We start from the raw sequence: 17,136 nt of genomic DNA on the forward strand, positions 1-17,136 counted from the left end.
TCGTTTTTTGATTAATGATTTTGTAAAATTTTAAAATGATTTGTGTTAAGTAATTTTTTATTCGTTTTTAAACGTAAACTTTTTGTGTTTAATATTTAATCCCTCTTTTATTAATGTTGTTTTTGTATTCCAGCCAAATCCTAAAAACGGATTTAAAGATTTTATTGGCCGATTATTGTAAATATTTTCCATTGTTTTATTAATTACATGTTCGTTTTCTTGTGCTGAATTAATTTCAGTATTGATTATTGATTTTTATTTTTTCTTAATCTCTATCTATAGACATTCGAAAAAATAAAAGGTTGCATAAATAGATTCTTTTTTCAGATTTTAACTTTTTTTATAAAAATATTATAGTTCAAACATATCTGGTATTTTAAATCCATTAGTTAATTTTTCTAATTCTTTGGCTATCTGTAACACCTTGTAATCATGCCATTTCTGTCCATGAATTTGGATCCCTACAGGCAATCCTTTTTTTGTTATACCTATAGGAATAACTACTATTGGATGACCAGGAATAGTTGACGGAAAATTAAATGGAATAAACGCTTTTGTATAAGGAATTTTCCATCCATTAACTTCAAATGGGATTCCAGGCTTTTGATGCTTAAATGCAGGAGCCATAGAAACTGGAGTCAACCAAACATCATGCTTTTTAAAAAAATTTGTAAAAGTATCTGATATGTCATCTTTTAATTGCAAAGCTTGTACATAATCATTAGGAAAACTTTTTGCGCCTTGGCTCATCCCTTTTGCCCATTGTGAGTCTTTATATTTAGATTTTATAAATAAATAAGATATAAAGCCTTTAAATGGCATACCTTTCATGGCTGCCCCAAAATCGAACCCAGCTATTCGTCCCCAAAGATTAATGAGTGTGTTAGAACTATAACTGGGCTTTGATTGAACTAATTCGTGTTTTGATTGTTGAATTTTATCTAAAAATGACGCGTATACTTCATTATAATCTTCGTCAAGATATAAACCATCAAGTGTTGGAGAATATGCGATTTTCAGATTTCCGCCTTTATATTCAAACTGCTTTAAGGTTATTGGTGGATTCTCGGAAAACTGTTGCTCATCGTTCCACAGTACTTCCAGAGCAAGGGCTAAATCGTCAACATTTCTCGCCATGGGACCATTACTTGTTAAGTAACGCCCCAGTCTTGGCATTTTTGGAGTTACCATATTACCTCTATTTGGTAATGCAGATTCTGTTGTACGAATACCACAAACTCCGCAAAAATGTGCCGGCACTCTAATAGATCCTCCTGCATCAGTTCCTAATTCTAAAGCCGTAAAGCCTGAAGCTAATGCTGCTGCAGAACCTCCTGAGCTCCCCCCTACAACATGATTAAGGTTATAGGGATTATTCGTTTGCCCAAACCAAGGGTTTGTTGATTGCCAATCAAGAGCATATAATGCTAAATTTGTTTTACCTATAATGATGGCTCCAGCTTCTTTTAATCTTTTTACTAATTCTGCATCGTGATCTGCAATGTTTCCTTTTAACTTAGGATTTCCATTTGAAGAAATCAAACCCTTTACATTAAATGTATCTTTAACCGTTATTGGCAACCCGTGTAGCGGTCCTATTACTTCACCATTATTTAACAACCGGTCTTTAACTTTTGCTTCGGTAATGATATCATCATAATCTATAATATCCGTTATCGCATTAATAGTTTTATTATACGTTTCAATATGGCCTACAAACTGTTTTGTAACTTCAACACAAGAGATTTTTTTATCTCTTATAAGTTTTGTGATTTCTGTTGCACTCTTAAAAATTATAGATTTCATAATTATATTTCGCTGTTCGTAATTTATTTTTATATACTATTATTCGGCAAATGTATTATCGCCTTTTGGTTGAAATGTTCGCTTTTACAAAACAGAACTTCTTTTGTAAAGAAATTATGCAAAAAGCAATTTGATAGATCCATTTCTTAAATCTTCGACAAAGATGTGACCGATTTGAATACCAAAAGGTCAAGTTTACAAGCGTAATAAAAAAGGGGGTACGCGCTTACAAGGAAAAACCCACAAATACCTAAATATCAAAGAATTAACAGATATTGATTTTAAATAAAAATGAGGTACGTGTACACAGGGGGAAGAAAAACACCTTGTTTAAATACTTGAAGTACTAAAAAATTCGGTAGGTGTTTTACCTGTATGCAATTTAAAATGTTTGTTGAATGTAGATTTTGTGCTAAAGCCACAATCGTAGGCTAAAGAAATCATAGTGTATTTTTTATTTTCAGGAAGAGATGCTAGTGAAATAAACTCTTTTATCCGAAGTGCATTAACGTAGTTATAAAAATTCTTTCCCTCCGTTTCATTAATAACTTGTGAGAGATAATTTGGATGAATATCTAATCGTTTAGCTAGCTCAACTAAAGTAAGGTTTGCATTTTTGTAAATAGCATCTGCCTTCATTAAGCCATTTAAATCTGAATATATTTCGGAGGCCATTTCAGAATTTAAACCAGATTTCAAATATTTTTCTGTCTTAATAACATCTTTGGACGTTTTTTTTGTTTTAGTTACTATTTGTTCATCTGGTAGCTCTTCCAATTCTACTAAATTTGAATTAAAAATACTTAACTGATTGATTCCGAAAATTGCAATACACAATACAAAGATTACTACAGCTGAAAATATTATAATATTACCAAAAAACATGGATAAAACCCAGATAATAGCAAAACCGATAGATAATAATCGAAGCCATTGTAGCTCCTTTTTATCAGTATTCGAAAACTTATCTTTTATTCTTTTTTGATGCCTATTTATAATAACTAAAGACCATATTGAATAGGCTAAACCAGACAGTGCAATTACAGAGTTTTGAATCATTGTATACCATTCAAAACCAAGACCTTCATTTTCGAAGACATAAATCTTTTCTGGTCCAGATAGTTTATAAAAAGGAACTGCTAATAACACAAGTAGTATTGTTGGAATAAAGTGCCATAGTATTTTCCAATTGAAATCTAATTTATTACCAGTAATTTCCATGACATAGAAGTATAAAAATACACCTATTAAAACTGGCATAGCAAGATCGATTCCTAACCAATCTGGGTATTCATATATAGCTGTTGTAAATGTGAAATAATGAAATAACTGATTGATAGAAATTAGTAACAGCCAAAATACTAAAATCTTATCTGCACGAGATTTGTTCTTCTTTATCAATAACAGAAGAATAAGAAATATTGCTACAAAAATTCCAATTATAAAAAACACTACTTACGTTTAAGGAGTTAAACAAAATAAAGCAATATTTTTTTCTTTATAGAATATCATTGAATAAAAACAAAATAAGTATGATTTATCTATATTTACTTCATGCAACTTCACCCTTTATATAAACGTCATTTTGGACAAATTCTGTCTTTTGGAATCATCTGGTTGTTTTTTGGTCTTACGTACGTTATGATAGAATATGGACTTCTGGGAACACTTACTTTATACCCTGTTACAGGAAGTCTTTACAGCCCTAAAAACTCATTAATTATGGTATGTGTTGGCGGCTTTTTAATGGGGTTAATTCAAGGGAGTGTTGAGATTTTTTGGCTTAAAAAATATTTTACACATACATCATTTTGGATCAAGATTTTATTTAAAAGTATATTTTATCTTTTTTTTGTAGTTACCTGTATTATTTTACTATCACTTATAAATAATGCTTATTTATATAAAACTTCAATATTTGATCCTATTGTAATTGATAATTTGCTTGTGTTCATGAACAAATTTGTTTTTTGGAGCGTCATAATATACATAGGGATTATTTTGGATATTGCTTTGTTTTATTCTGAAATTAAAGACTACTTGGGTAAAAACGTATTATCAAATTACCTTGGAAAATACCACAAACCCAAACAAGAGACACGCATATTTATGTTTTTAGACATGAAATCATCAACCACAATAGCTGAAAATTTAGGTCATAAAAAGTATTTTGAACTATTAAAAACCTATTATGCAGATATGACGAATGCTATTTTAGAAACTTCTGGCGAAGTATACCAATATGTAGGAGATGAAATAGTCATTACCTGGAAAGAAACGTCTGGAATTTATAGAAATAACTGTATTCATTGCTTTAGGAAGATTTCTGAAGGACTGGACAAAAAAAGGAATAAATATATAGAGCAATTTGGATTGGTACCAGAATTTAAAGCAGGCTACCATATAGGTATGGTGACTACTGGCGAAATAGGTATTATTAAAAAGGATCTTATTTATACGGGGGATATTTTAAACACATCTGCCCGTATTCAGGAAGAATGCAATAATTTTAACTCTAAGGTTCTTATTTCTGAAGACCTTTCTTTAAAATTAAAAGCAGACAATCGGTTCTCTTCCATCAAAGTTGAAAACTTATTACTTCGTGGAAAAAAACAGCCTATACAATTGTATCAAGTAGCTTTTAATTGATAGTATATAGGCTAGCCTATTTTTAACATCTTCTAAGATTTATCCGAAATCGTTATAAAACATCAAATAAACCTATTATTAAAAAAAACAGGGTTATTAATTTTAAATTACCCCTCTATGCATGTCATTGATAGCTTCAATGATTGTTTCCCCATAGCCCTTAACGATAGTGTAACCAGCTAGATCATTTAGAGATACGACCCAGATATCGTCAATCATCTCAAATTTTAAATATTCGAGATGATTTGACTTTTTAATAATTTCTTGCTCTATTTTATTTTGTTTATTCACCTTCATTTTTTTCTTGAATAAAAAAGGGACCAAATTTAAATAGTTATATTAATTCCTTTTATAGAATGCTCGACCATAAATATTTTTGGCTTCTCCCTGAGCATTTTTATTAATAAATATTTCGCTTGAATTAAATTGTAGAACCTCACTATCTAATTCTATTTTCAGAAATGATATATTGCCATCTATTTCTAGTGATAGTAAGGTGTAATTAGAATTAACAGTCCAAGTGCCATTAACCGATGAGATATTGTCTTGAGTTGAACAACCATAAGTTTGGGTATCTTTGTTATAAAACCATGTATTATTTTCTTGATAGAACGTAAAATCTGTATTAAGAATGAGTTTAGAATATCTGCATGGCAACTCATCCAAAAGCTCAGAAGAATTAACACCATCTTCATTGACATCAAACAGTGGCTCGTTAGCTATAAAGCTTGTAGAGTTCCAGATCCCAAAAATACTCAAAGGTTCTTCAATAGGGTCATTATCTGATGAACACGATATTAAAAAAGAGCTTATCAGAGTTAAGAATAATAGATTTGTTTTCATATAAAACAGGATTGTATTTAAATAACCATTATTGATTTTTTAATGTTTGATTAATTTTCTTTTAGGAGACGCTCTATTTCATCTAAAGTTTTATCGGCTCCATATAATTTCATCTTACATGAAAATTCCTCAGCAGCTTCAACAAGTATTGAATCCTTTAGTTTTATTAATGCCCTAGTTAGTACTTCTTCATTAATTTTTTTAAAAGGAATTGGTTCGAGACCAATTCTGTTTTCAAAAACGGATTGTCCGTAGTAAAACTGATCTGTGATATGTGGAATTATTAATTGAGGAACTCCAGACAAAGCAGCTGTATGGGTTGTCCCAGCGCCACCATGATGTACTATTCCTGATAGGTGAGGAAATAATTGGAAGTGACAAACTTTATCAATTGCAAATACATTTTCGGGAAGTTCAATACCGCCTAAATTTGCCCATCCTTTATTTATAATAGCTCTGACCCCCGAATTCTTAACGGCAGACAAAATAGTTTGAGTCGTTTTTATAGGGTCGTTATTACCCATACTACCAAACCCAAAATATATTGGTGCTTCTCCATTATTTATAAACTTTAATAAATCCAACGGTAGCTCTTCTTGTGTCTTAAGAAATGGATACCCTGCATACTTAATATTTTCAGGCCAATCTTTTGATGGTGGAGCTAATCTCTTATCTAAACAAAGTATGGTCGGGTTGGCAATAGTGTATTTATAATAATTAGCAATTGGCTTTAAATCGAGAATTTTTCTTGATTTGTTTAATTGCGGCTTTAACAAAAATTCCCAAGATAAGATGCCTATTTTCCAAACCCATTTATTCATTTTTTTTGATAACGACTGCATAGGAATTGTTGTAGGTCTTGAATCTCCTGCAAACATGGGAGTTAAAGCCGTTCGTACAAAAGGAATATTGCAATATTCGGCTACTGAAGGAGCTGCTGAATCTAAGCTGTTTCCTACTAGAATATCTGCATCATTACAAAAAGCTGGCAATTCCTCCACTTGTGTTATCATATGCTGTTTTATATTCTTTAAAACTATAGAGGTTGATTTATTATCACCTCCTAATCTTCCAAATTGCTCTTGAGCAGTTTTACCACTATATAGCTTATAAGGAATACTATATTTAATTAAAAGCGATTCCATCCCTTTACTTACAACCATTAATACATTATGATTTTTCTTAATTGCCTGAAGAGCCAGAGCAATCATAGGTTGTACATCGCCACGTGTACCAAAAGCTGATATTACTATATTCATAGTACTCTTTTTAATTCATCAACATTTAATTATTAATTATTTTACTACGGTAGTTTTATTTAGAAAGCAATATCTTAATGTGTTCTATAACCAAATTTGGTTCTTCCCTCATAACATAATGTCCAGAACTTTCAACACCTACATGCGTAAAATCAGCAATCCCTTCCCCTAATTCTCCTTGAGCCGCAAATGCTATTGCTCTACTTGCATTATTAATCTCGTCATTATCAGCATTGGCCTCTACATTCATACTGGTTAAAACAGTAACAGGGATATTCGGTAAATCCGGAAGCGTATACGCATACGCTATGTCTTCTATTAATTCTCTGTACTCCATTGGAGCTCCATGGTTCTCTCCATAGGCATTAGCAAATAAATCGTACCCCCAGTCTTCTATTTCCTGAGTTGGGTTATTATAAGATTCATGTGATGGGTCGATGAATAGTATCGAGGCCATTTTGTCAGGATTCTTTATAGCAAAATCTCTGGCAATTAATCCGCCTATAGAATGGCAGACCAGTATTACTTTTCGACCATTTGAAAATAGGTTAACTACTGTTTCCAATTCACTCGATAATCTTTCAATGTCTCTAGGGCCAGGACCAACTTCAGAATTCTCATAACCAGCTCTATCGTATAATAATACATCTGATAAGTCTCCTATTTCTTCTAAGATATTTTTTTCAAACCAAACCGAATGACCATCTCCTAATCCAGATTCAAATACAACTAAGTATTCTGTATTATTTATTTGACTATAAGTCTCCAATTTGTGTGTTCCTAATTCCACTCGTATTTGTTGCGGATCTTTTAACAGGTTAGTTACAATATCATCTTCGCCACATGATATAAAACCCAGTGGTATCAAAATTAGTGCGATTGCTACTTTAATTCTTTTAATTGTTTTCATTTTTTCACCTTTCAATTTATTCTATTTTTAAATTATTTGGCAAAAGTATATGCTACAGTTTGTTTAAGAGTTCCGAATTGTAAATGCGAACTCTTTTAGCAACTGATAACTATTAATTAAAATGAATGGTGGTTAAATCTTAGTGTTTAATATATTGCATAGGCGTCATGCCTGTTTCTTTTTTGAAGAAGGTATTAAATACAGTTTTAGAATTAAATCCGCTTTCGTAAGCCAACCCTATCAAAGTAATGTGATCGTTTTTTGGGTCTTTTGAAATACGTTTAAAAGTTTCAACTCTATAATGATTGATGAATTCACTAAAGTTTTTATTGAATTCATAATTAATCAACCAGGACAATTGATTGGGGTGAATATCTAAACTAGCAGCAAGGCTTCTTAGTGTTAAATCAGGGTTTAAATAAGGAAGCTCTTTTTCTATATAATCCAATAGTTTTCTTGAATACGTATCCCGCATTTTTTTCGTTAAAAGCTCTTTTTTATTGCTATGTTTATCTTCAGTATTAAAAGTTGCAGAGAATACATTTTTGATGATTTCCTTATATTCCTTATCTTCTTTAATCGTGTTCAATATAGGGTCTGAAAACATCAGTAGCATCAAAGTGGGCTTTGTATCAATAATTCCTTTTAACCAGTTTAACGCCTTTTGCTTTTGGTTAGATAGAACGTTTATTATGAATATGAAAAACTGAGCTCTTTCTGATTGCTGTTTTTCTATTTTACTATTTAATAACTCTATGTACATTTCAGTACTTGGCGTATCTTTTAAAATCGCATAAGCAATTCCTAAAAGCCCATATTTTGTTGGATCATCTATAGTTGCCGGTAAATCAGATGTAAAATAATCGATTATAAGGTTTGTTTTATTTTGCATAGCCCAACTAAAAGCTTTCATCTCAATAGCCAACAAGTTAGCAGGGTTTAATTCCAAACTTATATTAAAATTCTCAATAGCAAGTTCATAATTTTCACTAGTATAGTATAGATAGCCTTTTGCAAAATAAACTTCAGAAGACAAAGGGTCTAAACTAGCAGCAGTTTCAATACTTTCTAATGCTTTTTCATGTCTTCCTATGGCAATATAGAGAAACCCAAAATGCAGATATGCAGGTGAAAAATTGGGGTTTACTTTTAAAGCACTATTTAAATATTTGACTGTTTTTTTTAAATCCCATTGATGCCAAAATGTATATCCGGCTAATCCATAATAAGCTTCGGGAAGCTGAGAGTTGGATTCCAATGCTTTTGCGGCATATTCTCCAGCACTTTTAAAAGCCTCATCTCTAGGCAAAAAACCAAGACCGGCCATCATGGCATAATATTGCATTAATCCAAAAAGAGACTGTGCATGATTAGGGTCTATTTCTAGAGCTTTGGTAAAGTATGTTTTTGATAGCTCAATATCTTTCGGATTCCATTTTTGAAAATGGTAATTCCCTTTTAAATATAAACGATAGGCTTCAATATAATCCGTTTGCTTATTAACCAGCTTATCTTTGATATCAAAATGCCCAAAATTCTCTCTAATCTTATCGGCAATTAATAAGCTTATTTCGTCTTGGACAGCAAAAATATTTTCAAGGTTTCTATCCCAGGTTTCAGACCAAAAATGAAAATCATTTTGAACTTCTATTAACTGTGCCGTAATTCTAATAGTATTTTTTGACAGTCTAACACTTCCTTCTAAAATGGTAGATACATTTAAATCTGCACCTATTTTTCTAATAGAAATATCTTTATTTTTAAAAAAAAATGAAGATGTACGCGATGTCACTTTTAAGGCATCTATCTTGGCTAAAGCATTTATAATTTCTTCAGTGAGTCCTTCACAAAAATAGTCATTCTCTTTACTAGAACTCATATTTTTAAACGGTAGAACTGCTATAGAAGGGTTACTTTTCACCGCGCAAAGATAAGACTATATGTGTAATTATTAATATTACTTATAAAAACTAATTCCTTTATTTAGACTCCCGTTTTATTCACTGTTTTTATTTTATAATAATGAATCTTTCGATTTCACAAGAATGACAATCCCGCCTGCTGGCAGGCAGGTTCAACAAAAACTCCGAGTTAGAGTCTCGGAGAATTCTTTTCGATTAAATCATGTAATTATTTGAGATACTAATTATCATTGACAATACTTTCATTTTGCATTGGTTCGCCCCTTTCCACAAAAATGTCATTTGCATAATAATTCTGAAATTGAGCAGGCAAACCTTCTCCATTAAATGGATCTTCTGTTGTTTGTAAATGATAATGCAAATGTGGTTCACTTGAATTGCCACTATTACCGGTTTTCCCTAATTCTTGCCCTTTAAGGACCTTGTCTCCAACAGATACAACTATTGATCCTTCTTTAAAATGTGCTAAGAATGAAAACTCACCATTTTCATGGTCGATAACAACAAGGTTTCCTGTTGGTATGCTAGCATTAAACTCTCCAGGAATATTATCATAAACATCATTAACTACAGTAATTATTTTTCCATCCCCCGGAGCATTTAAACGTTTCCCAAAACAATAATAGTCTTCATTTTTAGAACCATTACCCATATGTGTGCTTCCATTGATTCTTTGTACAAGATCTAAAGCAAATCTTTGCTCTCTATGTGCAGCATGATAATTTTCTTTAACACCTCGTCCTCCCCAAAAAACCCACCATGTGTCTTCAAAAGGAAGCTCTAATGCTGTTTTTGTCTCGTAGTTTAAATAATCGCTGGCATAGGCATCTGGCAAATCATCATTTGAACAATTAAATACTGTAAATAGTATGAATGCAACGATTGTACTACTAACTAAATTTTTCATCTTATTATTTTTAATTTTTTAATACTTAATCTAACAAAGCTGTAATAGCATCTAACACTAATTGAGGTTCTTCAACCTGAATATAGTGCCCACTGTTTTCAGTAGTAATATGAGTGAAATTTGTAACATTTTCTCCAAGTGTGGCATGTGCGTTTATCCATCGTGTTTCATTTTCGCCTTCACGATCTCGGATGCTTGTAAGCACAATTATTGGTACATTTGGCAACGTAGATAGTGCATCCAGAGTTTGAAAGTTTTCGATAAATTGCTCTGCTTCATTTGCTATTTGTGTAAGACCTTCTCCTCTAAAATATTCTACCATGTTATCTTCTTGTCCTTGTGTCATTTCTTCAAAACCTTCATGGCTAGGATCAACAAATAATATGGCTTCAACCATTTCTGGGTGTTGCACAGCATAATACCTAGTTATAGCACCTCCTAAAGAGTGACCAACTAATATTACTTTATTATTTTCTGATTTACTTAAAATAACTTGATGCAGATCTTCTGCTAATTGAACAATGTTTCTGTCATTATTAGCCATTTCTGAAGGCTCATATCCTGCTCTATTGTAAGCAATCACCTGATGAGTTTCTGCAAGACCTAATAATTTGTACCAACTTTCGTAATTGTCTCCCAAACCAGATTCGAAAACAATGGTATGATTTCCATTTCCAGCTGTTTGAGTAAATAATTTATAGTCTCCAGTATCGACCATATTTGATAGCGTTAAAACAGAATCATCATCATTGTTACAAGACATGGTAAATGCGCTTATTAAACACGTATAGAATGCTAGTTTTTTCGATATACTTATTTTCCTTTTCATTTTTTTAAAATTTTCTGCAAATATACCCGCAGTAAAAAAAATGAAAGTCTTCAAATGTGAATAAGTGGAGAAATTAAGACTTATTAATTTTAGTCTTATATGCATTTGGAGTCATTCCTGTATACTTTTTAAAAGCATTGTAAAATCCTGTTTTAGAAATAAATCCAGACTCGTACCCAATAGCTAATAAACTGTATTTATCAAACTCTGGGTTTGCCATCATACTTTTTACTACGTCTACTCTATAGGCGTTTACATATCCTGAAAAATTATCATTTGTAATATCATTTATAATTTTTGACAAATAACCCGGGCTTATTCCTATTTGATTAGCCATATATTCTCGGCTTAAATCAGCATCTAAATAAGCATGATTATCTAGCATCAATGTTTCCAGTTTTTGAAAATGAATATTAGAAATATCTTTTTTTGTTTCTTTTTTTTCTTTTGGTAAACTTGATTGGATGATTTGAGTTATTTCATATCTATCATCTAATAATTTAAACCGAATGAGTCCCTTATAACTCATCCAATAAAAAAATGTGGTGACTCCTATCCAAAGAACATATTCTGTATAAAGAGAATCCTTATCAGTAAGTATACTATATAGTTCCATGAATACCCACATTAAAATAAGAGCAAAATAAACAATGGTCAAATACTTAAGCCATTTTCTACTTTTTTCTTCTAAATGCTTAGCATTACTAATAAAAACTAAACAAAAAGCACCTCCAAAGATGGAATAAATTAGAATGAAATAATATTCAATATCAAATAAAATATAAATAAAAGAGCGGATATTAGAATCATATATCAAACCAACTGCATCTAATGTAACAATCATAATATTTATAATTGAAAACAAATAGAACGGTATATACAAGAATACATGTTTTCCTTTAAGGCGTTTTATGCTAGTTTTTAAAGATACAAATGTGAGAAAGGTAGCAGGAAATAAAACTTCTAAAGGAATATTATCCAGTAATGCATAAAAAAACAGATTAGAATTATCAAAATAGTCTTCCACACCATTCATTAAGCCGATACTACTAACCGTTAAGATCGTGTAGGCTAAATATTTATTAATATCACTTCGGTAAAATTTTGAAAACAATACAATTAAGCCAAAAATTGCTCCTTGAAGAAAACTAATAATAAAGATAAATACAATCACTTAAATAATCTTATTTTAACTATCACAATAACATTGCCTAAATTAAGCCCAAATACTTATTGACCAAATAATTGTAAACTATATTATTGGAAATTATTTTTCTCAAATCTAGTTATTTTTGGGTAAATAAAAACTAAAAACCATCTAAGTAAATTAGCATAAAACTATAGAGAAAGTTTGAACAATTTACTTAGATGGAGTTCTTTTAATTGGTTATTTTCAATTATTATATTATCTCAACTTATCTAATGCAAATTGTGTTTTTATTTTAAGTGACGTTTTCTTTGGTTTTGTTTTCATACCAAACACAACTCTAAAAGCATTGAATGGCTTAATTAAAAACCAATAAGTACCAATTATTGAGATTAGAGAAAAGAGAATAATTAATAGCGCTTGAAGCCCAAATGAAATATGCCATTCTAAAACAAAATATCCAATAAAAATAAATGCAGGTTGATGCAATAAATAAAAAGGATAAATAGCTTCATTTAGTACTTTTCTGTATTTGTGCTCTTTATTAAAATATCTTTTAAAATAACCTATAGCAGCTAATCCACAAGATAATGAAATGACCATTTCGATAATACCACGAGAATAATCCTGAACTATTGAAGGCTTTCCAAAAATGGAAGGCAACGAAAATAGCAACACTGTAAAAATAATTGTCTGATATAAATATAGTCTTCTATCTTTTGACAATCTACTGATTACTTTATGACTTGTGAATAACATAAAACCACTTAAAAAGAATAATAGATAATAAGTGAAATAAGCCCAATCATTATACAAAGCATGGGTACTCTTAGGAAAATATTGTCTTAAAATCATTTGGGATATTATAATAACTGGAAGTAACTTATTTAATCCCATGTGTTTAGAAGTAATGTCTATTAATTTACCTCGTAACATGTTATAATGCGCACTTTTTGTATAATTTAAAAACGGGGCTATCAATAAAGAAATAATTAATAAATACAGAATAAACCATAGATGGTGCCATGAAATATTACCTACAGGATAAGCCCCCCCATCAAACATATGTGGAATAAAATCTAAAAATGAGGCATATTTATCTATACGCTCAACATACACCATTAATGGTACTAATGTAAAAAAACCAAATGTAAATGGAATGTAAAGCCTTCTAAGACGTTCTTTTACATATTGCAAACTTGTTCTATGTCCAATCGCATAAAAAGTACCAATACCTGATACTAAAAATAATAATGGCATTCTCCATAAATGCAACCACCACATAATGGGATCTAAAAACTCGAATGATTCATTACTATTAACATGCCATTGTTCTGGTCTAAAAATCATACCCACATGAAAAAAGAATACACTTATAATAAGTCCTATTCTTAACCAATCGATAAAATACTGTCTTTGTTTTGTTGCTTCTGGTTGCTCACTCATAACTGTTCGTTTTTTGATTTGACCCAAAAGTACCAACAGCCGACTAGTTTTAATGAATTAGCCTATAAGCAAGGTGTACTGGCTTATAAGGACGCACAAATAAACACTAATAATGAGATAGTTACAAATCTCTAAATTGTGAAGGCGTTTGTGAAGTTATTTTTTTAAATGCTGAGTTAAATGCAGATTTAGAGTTGTACCCTACGCTTTCGGCTACTTCTTCAATAGTTAATTTTTTACCTAAATCTGTTTTCAAAATAGCTTTAGCTTCATCTATTCTATAGGTTGCCAACAGTTCGAAAAAAGTTTGGTTTAACCTTTCATTTATAACCTGAGAGACATGATGTGAACTTTCTTTTATAGCTTTAGATAAATCTGAAAGAGAAGCTGAACTACTAACATAAAACTTCTCATGTGTCATTTGGTTCATGACTCTTTTTAATATAACATCCTTTTGATCTTCTAACAATGATGATTTTTTATATTTCAAAACTGGCCCTTCTAAAAATGAAGATACTTCTGTATAATATAGAGAGGTATTCATCATTTGAAACCCAGTCAAAAAAATCATAAAACAGATATATAAAAAGATCAGGTAGTCTCCAACATCACTTTTAAAAGTGATTTTCACAAAAATTAAAATAAGTGTAATTATTAAAAAATGATAAAATGAATTTCTAAGAGATTTCAATGTTTTATCTGTAGTCATAAAAATGGATTCTCCTCTTTTCTTTGCCGATTTAATTAAATGGTACATTACAACAGTAATATAAATAAGAATGTGAATGATAGTGGCTAGATTAACATAGTTACGAATTCCCAAAGGATCTCCCGTATATACTTTTGCTGTTTCAATATATGGTATGTCTAAATTCATAACACCAATACTGTCATTATATTTAAATACATCTTCTTGAAAAAAGAACAAAAGACAGTACCCAAACCATAACACAAAAGGAATAAAATGAAACCCATCTTTTTTACTTCTTTTATTGCCTAATTGAGACATCTTGAACAAGTAAATAAGTGGAGCGATTACAAAATTTAAAGGCTCTGAAAAATTAGTGAGCCACAATGTTTTAAAGATATAGCCCGTATAATTAAGCCAACCTTCGAACATGATAAGTGATAAAACCAAAATTAAAATCCCCATATACAAATTAGGAGATTTATTATGTATTGATTTTCTAATTAAAAAATAAGATATAAAAAGACCAAAACAAATGCCTACAAAAATTAGTAAGCCTAAAATATTTATATGAATAGGAACGCTCTGCATATTCCAAAAATAGCAATAAAAAAAGCGAACTCAATAAGTTCGCTTTTCTTTTATTTTTAAAATATCTTAATGAACTATATATGTAATGCTCTATCATCAGTAGCCGCCAACGCCGCTTCTTTGATAGCCTCTGTAAATGTAGGGTGCGCATGAGACATACGTGATATATCTTCTGCAGATGCTCTATATTCCATAGCTACGACAGCCTCTGCAATCATATCTGCAGCTCGAGCACCAACCATATGTACTCCCAAAATTTCATCAGTCGTTTTATCTGCAAGAATTTTTACAAACCCATCTAAATCCATACTAGCTCTACTTCTACCCAAAGCACGCATTGGGAATTGTCCTGATTTATACGCTACACCAGCTTCTTTAAGTTGTTCTTCTGTTTTACCAACCGCAGCAACTTCTGGCCACGTATAAACAACACCTGGTATGAGATTATAATCTATATGCGGTTTTTGTCCTGCTAATGTTTCTGCAACAAACACACCTTCCTCTTCAGCTTTATGTGCTAACATAGCACCTTTAATCACATCTCCAATCGCATAAATATTAGAAGCACTCGTTTGTAAATGCTCATTGACTTCAACCTGCCCTCTATCATTTAATTTTACACCAGCAGCTTCAGCATTTAAGCCATCTGTATATGGACGACGGCCAACAGATACTAAGCAGTAATCTCCTTTAAATTCTACTTCTACTCCTTTTTTGTTATCTGCTTTTACAATAACTTCATCTCCTACACGTTCAACAGACTTAACTTTGTGAGAGGCATTCATTTTAAATTTCTGTTTCTTTAAAACTTTATTGAGCTCTTTAGATAGACCTGCATCCATAGTTGGAATAATACGATCCATAAACTCAACTACAGAAACTTCGGCTCCTAATCTTTTATAAACTTGTCCAAGTTCTAAACCGATAACGCCTCCACCAATGACGATTAAGTGTTTTGGTATTTCTTTAAGTTTTAAAGCTTCGGTAGATGTTATAACTCGCTCTTTATCAATATTTATAAACGGCAAACTTGAAGGTTTACTTCCAGTGGCAATAATGGTGTTTTTTGCTTCTATTTCAGTGGTTTCTTCTCCGGAAATAATGATATGAGTCCCATCTTTAAAACTTCCTAAACCTTGATAAACATCAATATTATTTTTCTTCATCAAGAAATCAATACCACCGGTAGTTTGATCAACAACTGCTTGTTTGCGGGCAATCATTTTTTCTAAATTCACCTTAACGTCTCCAGGTATTTCTATGCCATGTTCTTCAAAATGCTTCACTGCATCTTCATAATGATGAGAAGAATCTAAAAGGGCCTTACTTGGTATACAACCAACATTTAAACAAGTACCTCCTAGTGTAGAATACTTTTCTATAATGGCAGTTTTCATTCCTAATTGTGCACAACGTATTGCTGCTACATATCCTCCAGGGCCTGAACCTATTACGGCTACATCGTATGAATTCATAAAGTATTTTTGATGTTTTTATTTTAAAATCGAATCACAAAAATACGAATGTTTTACGGGAAGGCAATAAAAAATATAAGCTTAATATAAAGGGAATTGTGTTTCTTTTAAACCCAAAGAAAGTATATATTCTTTAGCTTCCAGAGCGTCATCTCCTCCTTTATTTACATGATGCAGCAATGTAAGACCATGAGGGCCTTTAGCATAAAGTAAACTTGGGGAAAATTCTATCATCGCTTTTAAAATATCTGTTTTACCAAACAAGGCCAAAGTGAAAATATTTCCCTGTGCCCCTTTACTAATTAAATATTTTACGATCTCTTTATTTCCTACATGACTTGCAGCTCCTAAACCTGTTTCAAAATCACCAAATTTCCAATCATGAGCAGCATTTAATAGGTTTGGATGTTCATTTAAAAGCTCTTTGACCATGTCTAATTTTCCATGTGAGACTCGTACAAATTCCTCAACCAAAGCCTTGTTTAGTTTTGGGTCTTCCTGTGGTTTTGAAAAAGAGAATAGAGGTGTTAAAGGAACAACTAAAGAGGCTATTCCTGCCGATTTAATAAACTGATTGCGATTCATGGTTTGGTTGATTTTCAATAAAACTAAAAAAGAATAGTCAACAAATCTAGAAGTTTAACACGGTATTGTGACAAGCCCC

General features: G+C 31.3%; 16 protein-coding genes. 1 reads left to right on the top strand and 15 read right to left on the bottom strand.

Annotation, left to right across the window (positions count from 1 at the left end; translation table 11 throughout):
* Positions 1–57: 57 nt before the first annotated feature.
* The 3 genes from Q4Q47_RS18925 to Q4Q47_RS18935 form a co-directional block, all read right to left on the bottom strand.
* Positions 58–192 (bottom strand): hypothetical protein, encoded by a 135-nt coding sequence (locus Q4Q47_RS18925; protein WP_303308206.1) that lies wholly within the window; start codon positions 190–192, stop codon positions 58–60.
* A gap of 159 nt (positions 193–351) precedes the next feature.
* The gene (locus Q4Q47_RS18930; RefSeq protein ID WP_303308207.1) at positions 352–1,806 is read right to left on the bottom strand and encodes an amidase; all 1,455 of its coding nucleotides are present in this window, start codon (positions 1,804–1,806) and stop codon (positions 352–354) included.
* Between the two features lie 330 nt (positions 1,807–2,136).
* Positions 2,137–3,207, bottom strand: a complete 1,071-nt coding sequence (locus Q4Q47_RS18935) for a helix-turn-helix domain-containing protein (RefSeq protein WP_303308208.1) — start codon at positions 3,205–3,207, stop codon at positions 2,137–2,139.
* 153 nt (positions 3,208–3,360) lie between these two features.
* Here Q4Q47_RS18935 and Q4Q47_RS18940 point away from each other — a divergent pair, with 153 nt between their 5' ends.
* Positions 3,361–4,455, top strand: coding sequence for an adenylate/guanylate cyclase domain-containing protein (locus Q4Q47_RS18940; RefSeq protein WP_303308209.1), 1,095 nt, complete (start codon positions 3,361–3,363; stop codon positions 4,453–4,455).
* A 102-nt stretch (positions 4,456–4,557) separates the two neighbouring features.
* On the opposite strand, the gene Q4Q47_RS18945 is transcribed toward Q4Q47_RS18940, so the two are convergent.
* From Q4Q47_RS18945 to Q4Q47_RS19000, 12 genes are all read right to left on the bottom strand, one after another.
* On the bottom strand, positions 4,558–4,752 hold the full coding sequence (locus Q4Q47_RS18945) for a hypothetical protein (RefSeq protein WP_303308210.1): 195 nt from the start codon (positions 4,750–4,752) through the stop codon (positions 4,558–4,560).
* 42 nt (positions 4,753–4,794) lie between these two features.
* Entirely contained in the window at positions 4,795–5,298 is a 504-nt protein-coding gene (locus tag Q4Q47_RS18950; RefSeq protein ID WP_303308211.1) for a hypothetical protein, read from the bottom strand.
* 50 nt (positions 5,299–5,348) lie between these two features.
* Complete coding sequence (locus Q4Q47_RS18955) at positions 5,349–6,557, bottom strand: glycosyltransferase (protein WP_303308212.1); 1,209 nt, start codon at positions 6,555–6,557, stop codon at positions 5,349–5,351.
* Between the two features lie 55 nt (positions 6,558–6,612).
* On the bottom strand, positions 6,613–7,467 hold the full coding sequence (locus Q4Q47_RS18960) for an alpha/beta fold hydrolase (RefSeq protein ID WP_303308213.1): 855 nt from the start codon (positions 7,465–7,467) through the stop codon (positions 6,613–6,615).
* Between the two features lie 139 nt (positions 7,468–7,606).
* Positions 7,607–9,346: a helix-turn-helix domain-containing protein gene (locus Q4Q47_RS18965; RefSeq protein ID WP_303308214.1), complete on the bottom strand. Its 1,740-nt coding sequence runs from the start codon at positions 9,344–9,346 to the stop codon at positions 7,607–7,609.
* 263 nt (positions 9,347–9,609) lie between these two features.
* Positions 9,610–10,296 (bottom strand): M23 family metallopeptidase, encoded by a 687-nt coding sequence (locus Q4Q47_RS18970; RefSeq protein WP_303308215.1) that lies wholly within the window; start codon positions 10,294–10,296, stop codon positions 9,610–9,612.
* A 25-nt stretch (positions 10,297–10,321) separates the two neighbouring features.
* On the bottom strand, positions 10,322–11,125 hold the full coding sequence (locus tag Q4Q47_RS18975) for an alpha/beta fold hydrolase (protein WP_303308216.1): 804 nt from the start codon (positions 11,123–11,125) through the stop codon (positions 10,322–10,324).
* 73 nt (positions 11,126–11,198) lie between these two features.
* Positions 11,199–12,299, bottom strand: a complete 1,101-nt coding sequence (locus Q4Q47_RS18980) for a helix-turn-helix domain-containing protein (RefSeq protein WP_303308217.1) — start codon at positions 12,297–12,299, stop codon at positions 11,199–11,201.
* Positions 12,300–12,530: 231 nt separating this feature from the next.
* Positions 12,531–13,718: an acyltransferase family protein gene (locus Q4Q47_RS18985; protein WP_303308218.1), complete on the bottom strand. Its 1,188-nt coding sequence runs from the start codon at positions 13,716–13,718 to the stop codon at positions 12,531–12,533.
* 121 nt (positions 13,719–13,839) lie between these two features.
* Positions 13,840–14,871 (bottom strand): helix-turn-helix domain-containing protein, encoded by a 1,032-nt coding sequence (locus Q4Q47_RS18990; protein ID WP_303308219.1) that lies wholly within the window; start codon positions 14,869–14,871, stop codon positions 13,840–13,842.
* A gap of 200 nt (positions 14,872–15,071) precedes the next feature.
* Positions 15,072–16,472, bottom strand: a complete 1,401-nt coding sequence (gene lpdA / locus Q4Q47_RS18995; protein ID WP_303308220.1) for a dihydrolipoyl dehydrogenase — start codon at positions 16,470–16,472, stop codon at positions 15,072–15,074.
* Between the two features lie 81 nt (positions 16,473–16,553).
* Positions 16,554–17,057: an ankyrin repeat domain-containing protein gene (locus Q4Q47_RS19000; protein ID WP_303308221.1), complete on the bottom strand. Its 504-nt coding sequence runs from the start codon at positions 17,055–17,057 to the stop codon at positions 16,554–16,556.
* Positions 17,058–17,136: the final 79 nt, after the last annotated feature.

It is taken from the genome of Flavivirga spongiicola, assembly GCF_030540825.1.
Classification (GTDB): domain Bacteria; phylum Bacteroidota; class Bacteroidia; order Flavobacteriales; family Flavobacteriaceae; genus Flavivirga; species Flavivirga spongiicola.